11 protein-coding genes and 1 tRNA gene are annotated in these 19,452 nt (G+C 70.2%); 9 read left to right on the top strand and 3 right to left on the bottom strand.

All coding sequences use genetic code 11. From position 1 onward, the window contains the following. The 4 genes from R2N01_RS07850 to R2N01_RS07835 all read left to right on the top strand — a co-directional run. A partial coding sequence (locus R2N01_RS07850) for a DciA family protein (RefSeq protein ID WP_316670103.1) occupies positions 1–613 on the top strand: 613 nt, incomplete at its 5' end. Positions 614–963: 350 nt separating this feature from the next. Then, the gene (gene gyrB, locus R2N01_RS07845; RefSeq protein WP_316670104.1) at positions 964–2,958 is read left to right on the top strand and encodes a DNA topoisomerase (ATP-hydrolyzing) subunit B; all 1,995 of its coding nucleotides are present in this window, start codon (positions 964–966) and stop codon (positions 2,956–2,958) included. Between the two features lie 49 nt (positions 2,959–3,007). Beyond that, complete coding sequence (gene gyrA, locus R2N01_RS07840) at positions 3,008–5,623, top strand: DNA gyrase subunit A (protein WP_399553261.1); 2,616 nt, start codon at positions 3,008–3,010, stop codon at positions 5,621–5,623. 81 nt (positions 5,624–5,704) lie between these two features. Next, positions 5,705–6,205, top strand: coding sequence for a DUF3566 domain-containing protein (locus R2N01_RS07835; protein WP_316670101.1), 501 nt, complete (start codon positions 5,705–5,707; stop codon positions 6,203–6,205). A 93-nt stretch (positions 6,206–6,298) separates the two neighbouring features. Here R2N01_RS07835 and R2N01_RS07830 read toward each other — a convergent pair. Continuing rightward, positions 6,299–6,372, bottom strand: a tRNA-Ile gene (locus tag R2N01_RS07830). Positions 6,373–6,966: 594 nt separating this feature from the next. Between R2N01_RS07830 and R2N01_RS07825 the strand changes: the two genes are divergently transcribed. Next, entirely contained in the window at positions 6,967–9,465 is a 2,499-nt protein-coding gene (locus R2N01_RS07825) for a helix-turn-helix transcriptional regulator (protein ID WP_316670099.1), read from the top strand. A 127-nt stretch (positions 9,466–9,592) separates the two neighbouring features. Here R2N01_RS07825 and R2N01_RS07820 read toward each other — a convergent pair whose 3' ends face one another. Further along, positions 9,593–10,603, bottom strand: a complete 1,011-nt coding sequence (locus R2N01_RS07820) for an LPXTG cell wall anchor domain-containing protein (RefSeq protein ID WP_316670098.1) — start codon at positions 10,601–10,603, stop codon at positions 9,593–9,595. Between the two features lie 594 nt (positions 10,604–11,197). Between R2N01_RS07820 and R2N01_RS07815 the strand changes: the two genes are divergently transcribed. The 3 genes from R2N01_RS07815 (at position 11,198) to R2N01_RS07805 (ending at position 16,952) form a co-directional block, all read left to right on the top strand. After that, positions 11,198–13,909 (top strand): CshA/CshB family fibrillar adhesin-related protein, encoded by a 2,712-nt coding sequence (locus tag R2N01_RS07815; protein ID WP_316670096.1) that lies wholly within the window; start codon positions 11,198–11,200, stop codon positions 13,907–13,909. A gap of 466 nt (positions 13,910–14,375) precedes the next feature. Continuing rightward, a complete protein-coding gene (locus tag R2N01_RS07810; RefSeq protein WP_316670095.1) occupies positions 14,376–15,920 on the top strand; it encodes a SpaH/EbpB family LPXTG-anchored major pilin in 1,545 nt (514 codons plus the stop codon). A 105-nt stretch (positions 15,921–16,025) separates the two neighbouring features. Then, positions 16,026–16,952, top strand: a complete 927-nt coding sequence (locus R2N01_RS07805; protein ID WP_316670093.1) for a class C sortase — start codon at positions 16,026–16,028, stop codon at positions 16,950–16,952. A gap of 85 nt (positions 16,953–17,037) precedes the next feature. Here the strand turns inward: R2N01_RS07805 and R2N01_RS07800 are convergent, their stop codons facing one another. Next, positions 17,038–18,717: an AMP-binding protein gene (locus tag R2N01_RS07800; protein ID WP_316670091.1), complete on the bottom strand. Its 1,680-nt coding sequence runs from the start codon at positions 18,715–18,717 to the stop codon at positions 17,038–17,040. 253 nt (positions 18,718–18,970) lie between these two features. On the opposite strand from R2N01_RS07800, the gene R2N01_RS07795 reads away from it, so the two are divergent. Further along, a partial coding sequence (locus R2N01_RS07795) for an alpha/beta fold hydrolase (RefSeq protein ID WP_316670090.1) occupies positions 18,971–19,452 on the top strand: 482 nt, incomplete at its 3' end.

Raw genomic sequence — 19,452 nt, 5'->3', positions numbered from 1 at the left:
CGGGCAGCCCACTGCGCGCCCGGAGGTCTCCGGCGAGTTTGGCGCGGCCTCCGGGCCGGGCCGGGACGGCGGCCGGTCGTCGTCGCCCGCCGGCGCCGATCCGACGGACCACCACGACCCCGAGGGCTTCGACGTGGCCGACCGCGTGGCCCATGGCCTGTCCGGGCTGCTGCCCCCGGCGCGTCTGGGCCCCGGGAACGGGAGCCGGCGTCGCCGCCGCGTGACGGGCGAGCAGCGCTCCGGTGCGCATCCCGACGCCCGCGACCCGCAACCGCTCGGGGAGGTCGTCGACGATCTCATCGCGGCCAGGGGCTGGCGCAAGCAGATCGGACTGCACCTGGTCATCCAGCGCTGGGACGAGCTCGTCGGCCCGGCCAACGCCCAGCACTCGGTGCCCGAGAGCTATCGCGACGGCGTCCTCGTCGTCCGCGCCGAGTCGAGCACCTGGGCCAGCGCCCTGCGCGTGATCGCCCCGCAGCTCGTCGCGAAGCTCAACCGCCGGCTCGGCGACGGCGCCGTCAGCCGCGTCGACGTCCGCGGCCCGAGCGCCCCGAGCTGGCATCACGGCCCCCGCCGCGTCCCCGGGCGGGGGCCCCGCGACACGTACGGGTAGTCCGCGAACGCCGCGCTCCCCGCGGGGCACCGCAGGCAGTCCGCGCGGCGCCGGGGCGAAGGCGCGATGCCCGCGGAAGGGACGCGATGCTCGCGGAAGGGAAGACCGGCGGGTCCTCGCACGCGTGTCCCCACACGCGAGGAGGGGTCGATCGCCGTAGAGGGCCGCTCTGAGGCCTCCAGTGGGCAGGCGCCCGTCGCCGAGGCCCGGTGATGCTCGAAGAGGACCTCCCCCACTGGTAGGATCAAACGCTGGGTGGCACCCGTGCGCACCCGTGACGACAGGAGCACCAGCCGGTGAGCGAAGAGCTGAATGAAGAAGCCGAGCCCCAGACCGTCGACCTCGTTCCCATCGAGGGCGGCGACGGCATCACCCTGATCAAAGGATCCGACGACCCCGTCGACGGCGGGTACGGCGCCTCCGAGATCCAGGTCCTCGAGGGTCTCGAGGCCGTTCGCAAGCGTCCCGGCATGTACATCGGCTCCACCGGCGAGCGCGGCCTGCACCACCTCGTCTACGAGATCGTCGACAACGCGGTGGACGAGGCCCTGGCCGGCTACTGCTCGACCATCAAGGTCGAGCTCCTCGAGAACGGCGGCTGCCGCGTCATCGACGACGGCCGCGGCATCCCGGTGGACGAGCACCCGGTCGAGCACATCAGCTCGCTGACCCTGGTGCTCACCGTCCTGCACGCCGGCGGGAAGTTCGGCGGCGGGGGCTACAAGGTCTCCGGCGGTCTGCACGGCGTCGGCTCCTCGGTGGTCAACGCCCTGTCCGGGCGCTTCCGCGCCGATGTCTACCGGGACGGCTCCCACTGGGCGCAGGACTACGAGCTCGGCGTGCCCGCCGGGCCCGTCAGGCGGCTCGAGGACTCCGAGGCCACCGGCACGACGATCACCTTCTACCCGAGCGCCGAGATCTTCGAGACCACCAACTTCAGTTTTGAGACCCTGGCAACGCGTTTCCGCGAGATGGCCTTCCTCAACAAGGGCCTGCAGATCGAGATCGCCGACCTGCGCACCGGCCACGTCGACGAGGACGGCTCCCAGCTGCACGAGATCTTCAGGTTCGATCGCGGCCTGGTCGACTACGTCGGCTATCTCAACGGCAGCCGCGAGGCCCTCTCGCCGGTCATCGACGTCGAGGTCCACTCGACCGGGCTCGGCATGGGGGTCGAGGTGGCCATGCAGTGGAACACCGGCTACACCACGAGCCTGCACACCTTCGCGAACGCCATCAACACCCAGGAGGGCGGCACCCATGAGGAGGGCTTCCGCACCGCGCTGACCACTACGATCAACAAATGGGGCGAGGCCTGGGGTCTCATCAAGAAGCGCGAGGACCGCGTCTCCAACGACGACATCCGCGAGGGCCTGACGGCCATCGTCTCGGTCAAGCTCATCGAACCCCAGTTCGAGGGCCAGACGAAGACCAAGCTCGGCAATACCGAGGCACGCGGTTTCGTCCAGCGCGCCGTCAACGAGCGGCTCGGCGACTGGATGGAGCGCAACCCGGCCGAGGGCAGGGAGATCGTCCGCAAGGCGCAGGCCGCCGCCAGTGCCCGCGTCGCCGCCCGCAAGGCGCGCGACATGGCCCGCAGCCGCAAGGGCCTGCTCGGTTCCAGCGCGCTGCCCGGCAAGCTCGCCGATTGTTCCAGCAATGAGCCCGCCGAGTGCGAGATCTTCATCGTCGAGGGCGACTCGGCGGGCGGTTCGGCCAAGGGCGGCCGCAATCCGCGCACCCAGGCGATCCTCCCGTTGCGCGGCAAGATCCTGAACGTCGAGAAGGCCCGCATCGACCGCGCCCTGCAGTCGGACACCATCGAGGCCATCATCAACGCCCTCGGCACCGGCGTGCACGAGGAGTTCGACATCAACAAGCTGCGGTACCACAAGATCGTCCTGATGGCCGATGCCGACGTCGACGGCGCGCACATCCGCACCCTGCTGCTCACTCTGCTGTTCCGGTTCATGCCGGCCCTCATCGAGGGCGGCTACGTCTACCTGGCGCAGCCGCCGCTGTTCCGCCTGCGCTGGACGAACTCGCCCCACGAGCTGGCCTACACCGACGCCGAGCGCGACGCCCTGCGCGACGCGGGCCTGGCGGTCGGCAAGAAACTGCCGAACGTCAACCCGATCCAGCGTTACAAGGGCCTCGGCGAGATGGACGCCCAGGACCTGTGGTCCACCACCATGGATCCCGACAATCGCATCCTGCTCCAGGTGAGCATCGACGACGCCGCCCAGGCCGATCAGATGTTCCAGATCCTCATGGGGGAGGACGTCGGCCAGCGCCGCCGCTTCATCCAGCGCAACGCCAAGGACGTCCGCTTCATCGACGCGTGACCCCCGGCCGGCACCGGTCACGCACGATCCCCGCGAGCAAGGAAGAACGATGAGCGAAACCACGAACAACGCCAACAACGGTGGCAAGGATGAACTGATCGGGCCCGGCAAGGGCACGATCGAGACCGTCGAGCTCAAGGGCGAGATCCAGAACGCCTTCCTCGACTACGCGATGAGCGTCATCGTCGAGCGCGCCCTGCCCGATGTGCGCGACGGCCTCAAGCCCGTGCACCGCCGCGTCATCTACACGATGTACGACGGGGGCTACCGTCCCGACCGGGGTTGGAACAAGTGCTCGCGCGTCGTCGGCGACGTCATGGGCAAGTACCATCCGCACGGCGACTCGGCCATCTACGACACGCTCGTCCGGCTGGCGCAGCCGTGGGCCATGCGCTACACGCTCGTCAACGGCCAGGGGAACTTCGGCTCCCCGGGCAACGACGGTGCGGCCGCCATGCGCTACACCGAGTGCCGCATGGCCCCCCTGGCCATGGAGATGGTGCGCGACATCGACCAGGACACGGTCGACTTCCAGCCCAACTACGACAACCGCGACACCGAGCCCACCGTCCTGCCGTCGCGCTTCCCGAATCTGCTCGTCAACGGCTCCACCGGTATTGCCGTGGGCATGGCCACGAACATTCCCACGCACAATCTGCGCGAGGTCAACGAGGCCGTCCAGTGGTTCCTGGCCAACCCCGAGGCCGGCGACGAGGAGCTGCTCGGGGCCTCGATGGCCCGCATCAAGGGGCCCGACCTCCCCGGCGGCGCGCTCATCGTGGGCCGCAAGGGCATCGAGGACGCCTACCGCACCGGTCGCGGGTCGGTCACCATGCGCGCGGTCATCAACGTCGAGGAGGACGCCAAGGGCCGTACGCAGCTGGTCGTCACCGAGCTGCCGTACATGTGCAACCCCGACAACCTGGCCCAGAAGATCGCCGACCTGGTGAACTCCGGCCGTGTCAGCGGCATCGCCGACATCCGCGACGACACCTCGACGCGGACCGGCCAGCGCCTGGTCATCGTCCTCAAGCGCGACGCCCAGCCGCGCGTGGTGATGAACAACCTCTACAAGCACACGCAGCTGCAGGACACCTTCGGCTGCAACATGCTCGCCCTGGTCGACAACGTGCCGCGCACGCTGCGCCTGGACCAGTTCATCCGCTACTGGGTCGACCACCAGCTCCAGGTCATCGAGCGCCGCACCCGGTACCAGCTGAACCAGGCCGAGAAGGAGGCGCACATCTACCGCGGTCTGGCCAAGGCCCTCGACATGCTCGACGAGGTCATCGCGCTCATCCGCCGCTCGCCCAACTCCGAGGTCGCCAATCAGGGCCTGCAGGAGCTGCTCGGGATCGACGAGATCCAGGCGGCGGCCATCCTCAACATGCAGCTGCGCCGCCTGGCGGCCCTGGAACGCCAGAAGATCCTCGACAAACTGGCCGAGCTGGAGGCCCTCATCGCCGATCTGAGGGCGATTCTCGCCAGCAGGGACCGTCAGCGCGAGATCATCGCCACCGAGCTCGGCGAGATCGTCAACAAGTACGGGGACGAGCGCCGCACGCAGATCATCGCCGCCGAGGGCGACTTCAGCGAGGAGGATTTCATCCCCGACGACGGCATGGTCGTCACGATCACCCGTGGCGGCTACGCCAAGCGCACCCGGACCGACCAGTACCGGCCGCAGCGCCGCGGCGGCCGCGGCGTGCGCGGCGCGTCACTGCGCGCCGATGACGAGGTGCAGCACCTGTTCGCCACGACGAACCACCGGTGGATCCTGTTCTTCACGAACACGGGCCGCGTCTACCGCATCAAGACCTGGCAACTGCCCGAGGGCGGCCGGGACGCCAAGGGCGGCCACGTGGCCGGACTGCTCAGCTTCCTGCCCGGCGAGAGGATCGCCCGGGTGTTGGCGCTGCGCGGCTACGAGGACGCCGAGTACCTCGTCCTGGCCACCCGCAAGGGCCTGGTCAAGAAGACCTCGTTGGGCGCCTACGACTCGCCGCGCCAGGCCGGCCTCATCGCCGTGAACTTCCGCGACGAGGACGACGAGCTGATCGGCGCCGAGCTGGTCAACGCCGACGACGACGTCATGCTCGTCTCCCGGCGGGCCCAGGCCCTGCGATTCCACGCCACCGACGAGCAGCTGCGTCCGATGGGCCGCACCACCTCGGGCGTGACGGGCATGCGCTTCCGCGACGGCGACGAGCTGCTGTCGCTGGGCGTCGTCCCGGCCGGCACCGGCGACGACGAGCTGTTCGTCTTCACCGTTACCGACGGCGGCTACGCCAAGCGCACCCCGGTGGGCGACTACCGGGTGCAGAATCGCGGCGGTCTCGGGGTCAAGGCCATGCGCATGGACGACGACCGCGGCCGATTGGTCGGCGGCCTGGTCGTCTGCGAGAGCGACGAGATCATCGCCATCAAGGCCTCCGGCCAGGTGACGCGCTCGGCAGTGGCCGAGGTGAACCCGACCGGCCGCGACACGATGGGCGTCAAGTTCATCGGCGTGCGCGGCAAGGACGAAGTCATCGCGATCGCCCTGAACCCGGAGCGGGAGGAACCCGCCGAGGACGAGGGCGCCGGGTTCGCCGATGGCGAAGCCGCGCTCGTCGGAGGGACCGGGCGGGACGGCGACGGCATCGCCGGTGCCGGCCGGGGCTGACAGCCTGGGCACACCAGGGTGTGAGAGGCTGGCACCGGGTGCCCGGGGGGAACGAGCACGAGCAGGCATGCAGGAGGACCAATGGCGGAGGCCAAGGCGAAGGCCGTTGACAACGACCCGGACAGGACGCGCATCATGCAGCGCCAGCCCGTGGATGCTTCCGTGGGCGGCGTCGGCGTGAAGCTGACGGGGGCCGACAGGAATGTCCGCCGCCCCACGCGCAAGGCTCGGCTGCGCATCGCGCGTTTCGACCCGTGGTCGGTGATGAAGACCTCGTTCCTGTTCTCGATCGCAGCGGGCATCATCCTGTTCATCGCGGTCTGGGTCCTCTGGGGCATCATCGCCCTGTCCGGCGCTCTCGACCAGGCCCAGGAGGCCCTGACGGCCCTGATCGGCAGTTCCTCGGGCTCGGGCCTCGAGCTGTCGAACTACGTCAGCCAGTGGCGCGTGCTCGGCTTCACCGCCATCGTGGCCGTGCTGAACGTCGTGTTCATCACCGCCGTCTGCACGCTGCTGAGCTTCCTGTACAACCTGGCCGCCAACGTCATCGGAGGCTTGGAGGTCACACTCGCGGAGGACTGACGCGGTGGCGGGGGAAGAGGCCATGATGACCCCCGACGGCCCATTCGCCACGGCTCCGGAATCGCGGCAGGGAGACCGTCCGTCCCGGCCGGGTGGGCCTAACTGGACTTGAACCAGTGACCTCGTCCTTATCAGGGACGCGCTCTGACCAACTGAGCTATAGGCCCATCGGCGCAGCCGTGTGCGACGCCGAACCCGCAATATACAGCACGGCGGGCATCCGGCTCAAATCGGCGGCATTGCCCCGGTGGGCCCCGCTCGCGGGGCCGCAGGACCGGCATGCCCCGCGGAGGCGGTGCTCATTCCTCCTCCTGTCCACGAGTGCATGCCGCGGGGCCACGGGTGCGGGCCGGTCGCGACCCGCCCCGGCGGGGCTGCGGGACCGCCCGGTTCCGGTCATGGGCCAAGTCATCCACGAGTGCTCAAGAATTTGCGTTTCTCATCCGTGCCACGCGTCGGGGCGGGGCAACGCACCTTGAAACAGGCTAAAGTGTCCTGCGACACACAACCTCCTGCGGTCGATTCACACACCCCTAGTGACTCGGAACGACACTGGTCCTGCAGAGGAGCATCGTCCAGCAGGCCGGGTGACAGAAGAAGATTCCGTGAACGTCCGTTCGCCGGGACCCGGGCACCCCTCATCGCCTTGGGAACGGGGATCCTGCGGCAGCACCCCCTGTGGCCGCAATCGGCTCCCCGCCGCCGTTCGGTACGGCGGTGCCTCTCAACAGCGGAAGACCGTAGGAAGGTTTGGGCGAGTCATGAAGCATGCCGACGTCATCGGTGCTCTGGCGTCCCGGCTCGCGGTGTCCCTCAGCATGATCGACCGCGCGGTCGTCTTCGCGCCACAGGAGTTCTATCCGATCGAGACCACGCGCCAGGCGCTGAAGCAGGTCGAGGACCCCGCCTCCCGCACCGTCATCGAGGTGCGCACCATCGCCGACGTCGAATCCCTCGAGGGAGCGCTCAGGGACCGGGCCCGTCCACTGCTCGTGGAGTGGCACGGTCTCGACGAGCAGCTGGACGAGCTGCTCCGAGCCGTCGCGCAGGACGCGGACCGCGCCCTCGCCCCGCAGCACTCGATCGTCGTGGCTGCGGCCGTCGACAGCAGGCCCGTCACCGACCCCGATGGGCTGTTCGACGTCGTGCTCGGTTCCAGCTCGCTCGTCATCGACTCGGAGACCCTCAAGGAGCTCAGTCCGGAGCGGGCCGCCGACGGCGCCTGGAGTTTCCGCGTGCTGCGCGTGACCGGCGGCGTCCCCGCGCTCCTCGAGGCCTTCGCCGCCGATCTCGACGCGGCCGGCGGCCGAGACCTCACCCAGCAGTGGATGCGTCCGGGCGCCCGCCCCGAACCCGGCCGTTCCGCTGATGCGGCCGCCGCCTGGGCCGAGCGCGCCTATCCCGGCCTGGCCGCCGAACCGCTCGTCCTTCTGCACGCCTGGGCGTACTTCGTCTCCGAGGCGATGATGGTCGTGATCTCCTCGCACATCCTGGACCGCCGGGTCACGGCGGCCGAGGTGCGCGAGGCCCGCCTGAACGGCGCGATCACCCGCCCCGGCACCGGCGAGCCCGGTTTCCCGGTGATGCTCGCGATGCAGCTCGTCGACAGGATGCTGACCGATCCTATCGGCCCGGTCCGCGTCTGGCGGCGCCGGATGAGGACGGCCATGGCCGATCTCGCCATGCCCATACCCGACGCGGTGCGGGTCTGCACTCTGACGATGATCCGCGACTGGTCCTCGCTCGACAGGGTGCTGGCCTCCTCGATGCACATCCTGGCCACCTTCGCCTCCAACGAGCGTCTCGGCCTGGCCGAGGCCTGGGGCGACCGGGTCCCGGCCATGTGGACGCACATCGCCTACGCGCGCGAGTTCCTGCAGGGCACCTGGAGGTCCGGCCCGCCGTTCCTGCCCATGCCGTGGCTCGAGTTGATGTACCTCGTCGACGGCGAGGACGAGGAGTCCGCCTACCCGCTGATCAAGAGACTGCGCGGGCAGCTCATGCTCGGCCTGAGCGCCGTGCGCCCCGACTCGGTCGAGGACGTGCGGCGCTTCGTCCTGGCGGCGGAGAACGTCCTCACCGAGTGCGCCTCCAAGCACCTGGATGCCCGTATCCGCCGCCGCCATCCGGACGCCCGCTCCACGGACGACGCCGCCGTCCTGGCGCTCTGCCTCATGGGCATGGCCGATGGCATGATCTTCGCCGCGCTGCTGTCCGATGCCCAGGCCTGCCTGGGCATGGCCGCCAGCATCTGCGCGCAGAACAGGATCGGCGTCGTCTGCTACCCGGCCCTGGCGCTCGGCATGGCGGCCCGCAACGCGATGCTCTCGGGCAAGACGGCCCTGCACGAGCAGGCCCGCGCCTACATCGAGGAGTACGGGCGGCTGGTCGCCGTCTGCGGCGCCCGCGACGAGCTGCCCGAACAGCTCATCCGCATCGCCACCCGCTACAGCAACGACTGGAACGCCAATGGCCTGTCGAGCGCGGAGATCTCGCCGAACGCCCAGTTCGCCCCGCTCCAGGTCGAGGCCGAGGGGTGGGCACTGCTCGTGGACCGAGGCACGCTGCCGGCCTACCAGTGGCTGCAGGCCTTCCTCGGGCGCGCCCGCTGGAGCGACCTCCAGCCCCTCGAGTGGTGGCCGCTGCACGCCACGCTGGCCATGATCGATGCGCGCGAGGGCCGCCTGTACGAGGCTCAGCGCCGGCTCGAGGACGGACTGATCCCATCCGAGATGGCGCTGGTCATCCGTGCCTCGGTCGAGCTCGTCCAGGGCCATTCCGAGACGGTGAACACCCTCGTCGACCGCGTTCTGGCGATGTCGACGACGACGAGTCGCTGGCGCATGATCGCCTATGGTCTCAAACTCGGCGCCGCGGTCTTCGGCTCCGATCCGAACGACATGACCGGCATGATCCTGCGCCTGTACGACTGGTCCGACGTGCTCGGCGCGGTGGCCCTGCTGCCCGATGTTGCGCGCAGACCGATCGTCGACTTCATCGGAAGGCCCTATGACGGCCTCGTGGGCCTGCGCGTGGACGGATCGACGGGCTGGCCGTCCGCCGGCGTCATCCGCCTCACGCCGCGCCAGACCGATGTGCTGCAGGGCCTGGCAGAGGGCAAGACGCTCGGCCGTATCGCCGCCGACCTCGGCCTGGGCAAGGAGACGATCCGCTCCACGGCCAAGCAGATGTACAAGCGCCTGGGCGTCCACGACCGGGCCTCGGCCGTCCTCATGGGCCAGGCCCTGGGCATGATCTGAACGGCCGGTACGGGCCGAAGGAGGGGGTCGCCCCACGGCCCTGGGGGCTCCGGCAGGAGCAGAGCCTCAGGACCGCGGGGCGGGTGGATCTCCGGGCCGCGAGGGGCCCTGCGCGTCAGACCGCGTCTTAGACGCGGTCGCGGCGGCGCCTGGCCAGGATCGAGCCGCCGGCCCCGGCGAGCAGGGCCGCAGCGCCGACGGCCGACAGGGCGGCGCCCCCACCGGTCTTCGGCAGGCTGCCGGGACGGGTGGACGAGGCCGAGGAGCTGGTGGACGAGGGTGCCGCGCTGGTGGACTCGGAGGGGGTCGCCGTGTCACTGTCCTGCGAAGGAGCCGCCATGGACGGGGACTGCTCCTCCGGGGCCTGGCTGCTCATGGTGGGCGAGGGGCTCGGCGTGGCCGAATCCGTGGCGGACGGGCCTGTGCTCTGGTCGGGCCGGCTGTTCGAGGGCGTGCTGCTCGAGGACTGGCTTGGCGTGGTGTTCTTGTCGCAGGGGCGTGACACGAGGGTGATGGACAGGTTCAGTTCGGTTTGCAGGACGGTGATGCTCTGTTCGTGGATCCGGGTGTCTGTACCCTCGCCGGAGCAGTAGACGACCCTGCCGTTGCCGACGTAGACGGCCACCACCCTGACAGCGGCGAAGAACTCGGTGCTGCCCTGGCTCCTCGTGGCGCCCTGTTCGGAGAAGGACAGCACGTCGCCCACCTGGTAGTCCTGCGAGCCGCCGGCCCACCAGGTGTCCTCGTGCTCGTAGAGCCAGGCGGAGAACTCCGAGGCCTGGAACCGGCTGGTGCCGGAGAACTGCTCGAGCTCGGTGCTCTGGTCCACCCGGGCGCTGCTGTCGGTGCGGATGGTGCGACTGCCCTGGTCGTAGTACTGGCCCTGGAGGACCTTGCTCAGGAAGCAGTCGCTGTCCTCCTGGCTCAGGACCGCGCCGGCGTCCAGGAAGCTCCTGGCGCGGTCGGCCTCCTTCTGCGCGGCCGTGGTGTCGACCTGGGTACTCGGGTGATCGGCCACGTCGAGCTGGGAGGCCCCGGTGTCCGACGGGCCGCAGCCGTTGGAGCACGCGTAGGCGTTGGCGGGGATGAACAGCGCGGTCGCCGCGCACACGAGAGCAGGGGGGATCAACTTCTTCATGATGACGGGAAACTCCTCGGGGGTGTGTAGTGCTCCATTAGGGGTGAGCGCAGCGAGTATCTCACAGGATCCGATGGCGGGGGAACCACCCCCCGGAACATGGACCGCTGGTCCCGGGATCCGCTGGTGCCGGTGCGCCCCACTCCACCGCCGATGGCATGCCCCCGAGCGGTCCCTGGCGACCTCCGGCGCCATCGCCGTGTCCAGGGAGCAGGTGGACGACATCGTCATGATCCACGCACGGCCGTCGCCGCACCGCCGCCCCTCCCGGGCCGAATGCTCCACGCGCCGACGCAGGACGTCCGGGCGCCGGTTCCGAGCCCGACGCGCCGGCCCAGAACCCTCAGCCGACCCTGATTTGCTGATAATTGATGATTAATGTAATCTTTTCAGCCCAAGGGTTCGACAGCCCTGCGAACACGTGCACCCCGTGGTTACCCCTGATTGAGGACTTCTCATGACACTGCCTCTCGATGCAGCCCGTAGACGCCCGGCACTGCCGTGCCCCCCGTCCCGGGCGCTCCCGGGCCCTCCCCGGGGGCGAGCGGTGCCAGCGGTGCCGGGTCGGGGCCGTCCTGAGGGGACCGGTCCGCGATGAGCCTCCCCAGCAGCACGAGGACGGGCCTGAGAGGCCGCGTGCGGACGGCGATGGCGGGCGTCTGCGCGGCGTCGACCCTGCTCGGCATGGTGAGCGCCGCCCCGCCGGCCGCCGCCGCTCCCGACACCGAGCTGCCCGCCGTGTACGCCACCGGCGGTGACGGCAGGTTCAAGGACGCGATCCAGTGGCTCCAGTGGAGCGACTATCCGCTAGCCGCCAATGCCGAGGACAACACGGTGCTCGGCTACGGCGACCAGTTCGGGCCCTCCACGCGAACGGTCACGAACTACCGCTATCTCGACGACGAGCAGACCCTGAAACTCACCACGACGTGCACCCTGTCGGGTCTCGTCACCGATAACGAGGGGCAGGCCAACGGCGACGCGCCGGCGGTGAGACGGGCTCCGCTCGTCGCCACCGTACCGGGCAAGTGGGCCGGCGACGCGCTCGACAATCTGTACAACGTGGGCGGCTCCGGCCACTGGGAGAACGGCCAGATCGCCAGGAGCGGCAATCAGGTCTATCCGACCAACTACGTCAACGACAACCGGATGGTCATCGGCCTGTCCAACGGCTTCGCCGACAACGGCAATTCCGGTATCGGCTACGGGTCGAGGATGAGCTTCGACATGCAGTGCTCGGCGTCGCTCAACGGCCAGGAGGTGCCGCTGAGCGGGTTGGTGCTCGCCGATGCCGAGGCCTCGAGCGCCCACAGTCCCAGGGGCTACCGCGACGAGTGGGTGCAGGCCACCGCGACCCAGGGCTCCGGCACCAGCTGGCGCGTCCTGGACACCTACAAGGACCCCAACTGCCCCGTCACCACCCAGGCCGTCGTCTCCGACGGCGGCAACACCGTGCAGCTGATCCCCACCGGCGAGGAGTGCGTCTACCAGAACGGCGGCAGGTACAGGACCCCCGAGGGCATCGGCGGCCCCGACGCCGTGCTCTTCATGCAGGGCAGCACCCAGGCCCGCATCTCCATGCAGGGCCGCGGCTACAGCGCCGTCGCCCTGGGCCTGGTCGTCGGCACCGACTTCGGCGACGCCCCGGCCTCGTACGGCCGCGCCAGCTCGCTGTTCCAGCCGACCTGGACCGGCGGTCAGATCACCCGCACCACCGACGCCTTCAGCGTGGACCGGGCCACCATGAGCGCCGCCGACACCCGGCTGGGCGCCAGTATCGACAGCGAGGGCGACCAGAAGTTCTCCGCGGGCGCGGACGGGGACGATCTCAGCGGGATCGACGACGAGGACGGCGTGACACCACCGGCCGACGGCATCAGGACCCAGCCGGGGGCGCGGTACGCGCAGGAGGTCTCCTGCACGGGCCCCGGCAGGCTCGCCGGCTGGGTCGACTGGAACCGCGACGGCCGATTCGACGAGTCCACCGAGAAGAGCGACGAGCAGTCCTGCCCCTCGTCCGGGAGGGCGACGCTGAGCTGGACCGTGCCCGATGACGTGGTCCGCTCCGTGGCGGACGAGAACGCCACGAGCTACATGCGCGTGCGCATCACGAACGACGCCGGCACGCTGACGGCCACCGGCAACACCCGCACCGGCGAGGTCGAGGACTACGCCGTGGACGTGCGCGTGCCCACCCTGCGCCTGGTGAAGGAGGTCGACGCCGCGCAGGCGGCCGACGAGCAGAGCCTCGCGCCCGAGTCCTGGAGCCTGACAGCGGCAACCGGCGGCCAGGACGTGCTGTCCGGCCAGGGCAGCACGGACGAGGTCGTCGTCGCACAGGGGCGGTACACGGTCGCCGAGTCCTCCGGCGACTCCCGCGCCCAGGCCTACGAGCTGAGCAGCACCGTGTGCGCGAACTCCGACGGGCAGCAGCTGACGACCAGCGGCACCGACGGCGGAGCCGCGTTCGAACTGACCGGCTACGACCGGGTGACCTGCACCTTCACCAACGCCGCAAGCCAGGGCAGCGCCTCGTGGGCCAAGGTCGACGCCGCCGATGAGCAGCCGCTGGGCGGCACCGTGTGGACGCTCACCGGCCCCAGCCACCCCGGCGGCACCGAGGTCGAGGACTGCGTGGCCGATGACGCCGCCTCCTGCACGGGCCTCGACACCGATCCCGGGAAGGGGTCGCTCACGGTGACCGGCCTGATGTGGGGGCAGTACACGCTGCGGGAGAAGTCCGCGCCGGAGGGCTACGAGCTCAACCCGAACACCTACGTCCTCACCGTGAACGACTCGTCGCTGACGGCGAGACCGGACTCGGCGGTGCCCGACGAGCGCAAGGACGCTGCGGTGAGGTGGGCCAAGACCGCGGCGGACGGCTCCGCACTCGGCGGGTCGGCGTGGACCCTCGAACCCATCGATCCGGCGGGCGCGGCGATGACCGTCGAGGACTGCAGCGCCGACTCCGCCGATGACTGCACCGGGCCCGACAAGGACCCCGCCGCCGGCGCCTTCCTGGTCGAGGGCCTCGACTGGGGCGGCTACGAGCTGAAGGAGAGGTCGGCGCCCGCCGGCTACGTCCTGTCCGAGGACGTGCACGCGGTGCGGATCGAGGCCGCCAATGCCGGCACGACGATCGACCTGGGCAGCTTCACCAATGAGATGCACGGCCCGCTGGTCGTCCCCCTCACGGGCGGGCGCAGCGCGCAGCTCTTCCTCCTCATCGGCGGGGCCCTGCTGGGCGTCGGCGCAATGACCGTGGCCGTCCGCAGACGCCGTGCCCGGATGAGCGCCCGGGGCTGAACCGGCGGGCGCGAGGATCCCCCGCCGGCGGCTCCCCGGAGGGCCGGCGGGGTCCGTCCAGGCGGCGCCATGGCCGACTGACGGACTGCGGTCCGGCCCGGAACCACGGAGGACCCTGACTTGGAGGTGATTAATAATTCATGTAACCTGTTACCCCTAAGGGCTGATCTGCTCCCGGTGGGGGCCCCGCCGGCAGGAGCCCTGAACGGACCAGTCCCCGGAAGGACGGAACACGGATGAGGAACCATGCGGACCGGGTGCCGGCGCGCGCCCTGCCCGGTGCGGTGGGAGGCCGCCCCCTCGGCGGTGTCCTACCGGCTGCCGGCACGAGGACCGGGCCGGCCCGGGGGCCGACGAGGACTCCGCGTGGTTCAGCTGGAGCGGGATGACGGATGTCCCGGTCAACGATTCACACCTTCGCGTCGTACCGGATGGTCCGGTCGGCCTCAAGAGAAAGTCGAATTCAATGGACACGAACACTCACCCCGCCGGGAGGCGCCTTGCTGCCGCTGTCGGGGTCGTGGCACTGAGTCTGTCCGGCCTGTTCGGCGGCGCCGGCGTGGCCGGCGCCGACCCCTCGTACGGCAACATCGACCAGAACGCCACCGGCTCGATCATCATTCACAAGCACCTCAACGGTGACGCCACCCAGGGCAACGCCGCCGGCACGGGCACCGAGGGCGGCCAGACAGTCGACGGGGTGACCTTCGCCGCTTACCCGATCACCAGTCTCGACCTGTCGCAGTCCAGCGCCTGGGACACCCTGTCCGGGCTCGACGTGCCCGACAGCTCCTGCGCCGACCCGAGCGCACCGACCCTGACCGGGCAGACCCTGGGCTCCTCGGCCGGGAGCGCCACCACGGCGAACGGCGGCGTCGCCACCATCGGGAGCCTGAGCGTGAGGGCCTACCTGGTGTGCGAGACCTCGGCGCCGGCCAACATCGTCCAGAAGGCGAAGCCCTTCGTCGTGACCATCCCCTACCCGGACGCCGCCGGGAACGGCATGTGGCTGTACGACGTCAACGTCTACCCGAAGAACACCGAGGTCTCCCTGTCCAAGACCGTCGAGGAGCAGTCGCAGCACGGCCTCGGCTCGGTCGTCTCCTTCCCGGTGACCACCACCGTGCCGACCCTGGACGATGCCGCGTACTTCAAGTACTTCCAGATCAGGGACGCGATGGACGCCCGCTTCAGCGATGTCACCGTCTCGCAGGTGACGCTCGACGGCAGCGTGCTGACGGAGGGCACCGACTACACCGTCACGACCGACGGCAACACCCTTACGGTGAAGTTCACCAAGAGCGGTCTCATCACGCTCAAGAACAACCTCGGCAAGCAGGTCGTGGCCACCTTCCGGGGCACCGTGACCTCGGTGGGCGACGGCGTCATCAACAACACCGCCCAACTCCTCACCGACACCCAGTACGGCAGCGAGCCGGACACCCCGACGGACAACCCGCCGGTGCCGGAGGACCCGCCGACCACTCCCACGGTGACCACCAACTGGGGCGACCTCACGGTGCAGAAGGTCGATGCCAACAGCACCAGCACGGGCCTGGCCGGTGCCACCTTCCAAGTGTACGACGCGGCCGATCCCTACGCCGCCGACTGCTCCTCGGCCACCAGGGCCGGCGACCCCCTCTCGGTGAGCGGCCAGACCTCGTTCACGTCCGACTCCAGCGGCGTCGTGGACATCGCGGGCCTGTTCGTCTCCGATTCGGTGCACGACTCGACCAACGCCACCCAGCGCTGCTACGTGCTCGTCGAGACCGCCTCACCGGCGGGCTTCGTCCTCCCGAGCAACACGGACACCGCCGTGACGGTCAGAACCGGCACGACCACCAGTGGCACCTACGACACCACCATCCAGAACAGCAAGCAGGCCGTCCCCGGGCTGCCGCTGACCGGTGCGCAGGGCCGGGTGCTCATGATGGTCATCGGCGCCATCCTGATCCTCGCGGCCGCGTCCACCGTGATCGTCCGTTCCCGCAGGAACGCGGCGAGCGCCTGAGACCGGTGACCCGACCGGTCGATGACCGGCCGGGAGAAGAACGGTGATGCGGTGGGGAGGCCCGTCCTCCCCACCGCATCCATGATCGGGGGGCATGACCGCACCATGACTCGTACTCGCAGGGGACGGCAGTCCGGCGGCGAGGACCGGCGGAGGTGGCACCTGTCCCCGTTCGCGCTGCTCGCCGCGCTGCTCGCCTTCGTCGGCATGCTGGTCTTCGCCTACCCGACGGTCGCCAGCTGGATCTCCCGGTACAACCAGTCGAAAGTCGTCACCGATTATGCTGACGAGGTGGCGAACGCCGAGCCCGACGCGGCCGAGCAGCTGGCCCGGGCCCGGGCCTACAACGAGTCCCTCAACGCCGGTGCCCTGTTCGAGGCGGGCTCGAACGTTCCCACCGGGGACGGCAGCGGCGCCGATGAGTCGCTGGACTACGACTCCATGCTCACCGCCGATTCCAGCGGCCTGATGGCGCGGCTGAAGATCGGCTCGATCGACCTCGACCTGCCCGTCTACCACGGTACCTCCGACGAGACCCTGCTCAGGGGCCTCGGCCACTTGGAGGGCACCTCGCTACCCGTCGGGGGCGTGGGCACCCACGCGGTGATCACCGGGCACCGCGGTCTGGCGCAGGCCGAGATGTTCACCAACCTGGACAAGGTGAAGGTCGGCGACAGATTCGTCATCGAGGTCTTCGGCGAGGTGCTCACCTATCAGGTGAGCGGCACCCGGGTCGTCGAGCCCACCCAGACCGAGACGCTGCGCATCGACGAGAACCGCGACCTCGTCACCCTGGTGACCTGCACGCCGCTCGGCATCAACAGCCACCGCATCCTCGTCACCGGTGAGCGTGTCGAGCCGACCCCCGTCGAGGACGTGGAGGCCGCGGGCCGGCCCGCGAGCGCGGGGTTCCCCTGGTGGGCGCCGGCGCTGGGCGCGGGCACGGCGCTCATCGTCGCGTACGTGTGGCGCTCCGGCCTCCCGAACCGGAAACGGGGCGGGGGAGGGCAGGCGGGCCCGCCCGAGGAGTGAGGAGTGAGGCCCGCCGTCGGGGACCGGGCCCCTCCCGGGGGGAATCGGGCGAGGATCGTCCGCGCCGCGCTCCTCGCCGGGCGGCTCAGGGCCTGAGGAAGAGGCCGTTGTCGTCGTCCTGAGGCGCCTTGTCCCTCAGCACGAAGTGCTTCTTCTTGCCGGTGGCGGTCATCGGCAGCTCGTCGACGAAGGCGTAGCGACGCGGGCGCTTGTAGTTGGCCAGGTCGTCGTCGTCCTTGCAGAAGCGGTCGAGCTCGGTGGCGGCGGCCTGCCCGTCCTCGAAGAAACCGGGGCGCGGGACGACGTAGGCGGCCACCAGCTGGCCCCACTCCTTGTCGGGCAGCCCGGTGACGGCCGCGGCGGCGACGCCCGGATGAGTGGCCAGCGCCTCCTCGACCTGCACCGGGTGGACGTTCTCGCCGCCGGAGATGATCATGTCGTCCTTGCGTCCGACGATGGTGATGGTCTCGTCCTCGTCCCAGGTGGCCAGGTCGCCGGAGTAGACCCAGCCGTTGCGGAACTTGCGCCGCTGCTCGGCCGGGTTGTCGGCGTAGGCGTAGCCGGCCTTGACCGAGCGCATGATGACCTCGCCGACCTCGGTGTTGTCCTTGGCGGCGAGTTCGTCGGGCCCGGCGAGGCGGTCGTCGAGGACGCGCACGACGGCGACGTCGTCGTCGATGCAGGCCTGGCCCGCCGTGCCGGGCAGGTCGGTGACGTCGTAGGGCCGCAGGAAGGTGTTCCAGAAGCTCTCGGTGACCCCGTAACCGTTGCCCAGGCGCGGGGTGAGCACCCGCTGGTAGCGCAGCGCTGCGGCCCTCTCGAGCGGGGCGCCCATCGTGACGATGCCGCGCAGGCTCGACAGGTCACGGGCCCGCGCCTCCTGGGCGTCGGCCAGGCGCTCCAGGTTCGTGGGGGCGCCGACCAGGTAGGTGAGCCGGTACCGCTCGACGGCATCGAGCACGGCGCCCGCCTCGAACTTGGGCATGATGACGACCTCGCCGCCCACGTAGAACATCGTGTTCGGGCCGGCGCAGTAGTTGCCGCCGCGGTGGAACCACGGCGACATGTTGAGCGTGCGGTCGTGCGGGTTGACGGGGAGGTGCATGATCACGTCGTGGGCGGTCAGCACCTCGTTGAAGCTGGCCAGCGGCACGGCCTTCGGCATGCCGGTGGTGCCCGAGGTGAACAGGCGGCTCGTCTCGTCCCAGGTGGAGCCGTCGGCCGGAGCGGTGAAGCCGGTGGCCCGCTCGGCGCAGAGCTCCTCGAAACCGATGGCGCCGGGCAGCAGCTCGCCGTCGCCCACGCCGACCAGCACCCCGGGCCGGAAGTCGGCCTTGGCCAGGGACTCGGCGGTCTGCTCGGAGCGGCTGGTGTCGTAGACGTAGACGGCCGGGCGCAGCTGGTCGAGCGCGTAGGCGGTCTCGCCCGAGGCCAGCCGGAAGTTCATGGGCGAGCTGACGGCGCGCAGCCCCTGGGCGGCGATGTACAGCAGGGCGAACTCGGGGCAGTTCAGGAGCTGGTGGGCGACGATGTCGCCGGTGCCGATGCCGCGTGCGGCCAGGCCCGCCATAAGACGGCCGGCATCGGCGCCCAGCTGGGCGTAGGTCCAGGTGCGGCCGCTGGGCAGGTCCGTCATGGCGGTGCGGTGCGCGTAGCGGTGCACATTGCGTTCGAAGCCGGCGGCCCAGGTGAAGTGGCGCTCGACGACCTCGCGCAGGGCGGCGGTGTCGTAATCGGTGTTGGGGGGCTCGATGGGCGGTGTCATCTGCGTCCTTCTTCGTGCTGATGGCCGGTGGTCCGGAGACGCCGGGCGCTGGCGCCTCCTCAGCGCCTACGGGCGAGCGGGTCCCGGGCCACTGTCAAAGTTACGCTCCGGTAGGTAGCGGGGCAATCATCGGGCGTCCAACGACCCGCGTCCCCGTTGCAGGCAGGGGGAGCTCGTGGCCGTGCCGTGCCGGGAGTGCTCGCGCGTCGGCGCAGGAGATCTGGCAGAATGACCCCTAGGGGAAGGGGTCGAGATGGACGAGCAGTTCGTGGTACGCGTCGAGGGCTGCGCCCTCATGGGCCAGGTCTGGGGCGCCGGTCCGGCCGTGGTGCTCCTGCACGGCGCGGGGATGGACCGGGCCGTTTTCGACGACCAGGTGATGCCCCTCGTCGACGCCGGTTTCAGGGTTGCCGTGCCGGATCTTCGCGGGCATGGACGCTCGCGTCCGAGCGCGACGGCCCCGAGCGCCGAGGTGCTCGAACGGGACGTGCTGGCGGTCATGGACGAGCTCGGCATGGACCGTGCGGCGCTGGTCGGTCAGGCGCTCGGCGGCACCATCGCTCAGGGTCTGGACCGGGACCACCCTGAGCGCGTGAGCGCTCTGGCGGCGCTCGGCACGGTCTGGAACGCCGACCGTCCGACCGGGCCGCGGGTCCCGGGGGTCCCCGGGCGGGCGCTGTCGCGCTGTCCGATCGGTCGTGCAGCGCTGCGGCGCCTGGCCGACTCGGCGTCGAC

The sequence above is a fragment of the uncultured Propionibacterium sp. genome, from assembly GCF_963539965.1.
GTDB lineage: Bacteria > Actinomycetota > Actinomycetes > Propionibacteriales > Propionibacteriaceae > Propionibacterium.
The sequence above is the reverse complement of the archived record's forward strand: the minus strand, read 5'-3'. Positions and strand labels throughout refer to the sequence as shown.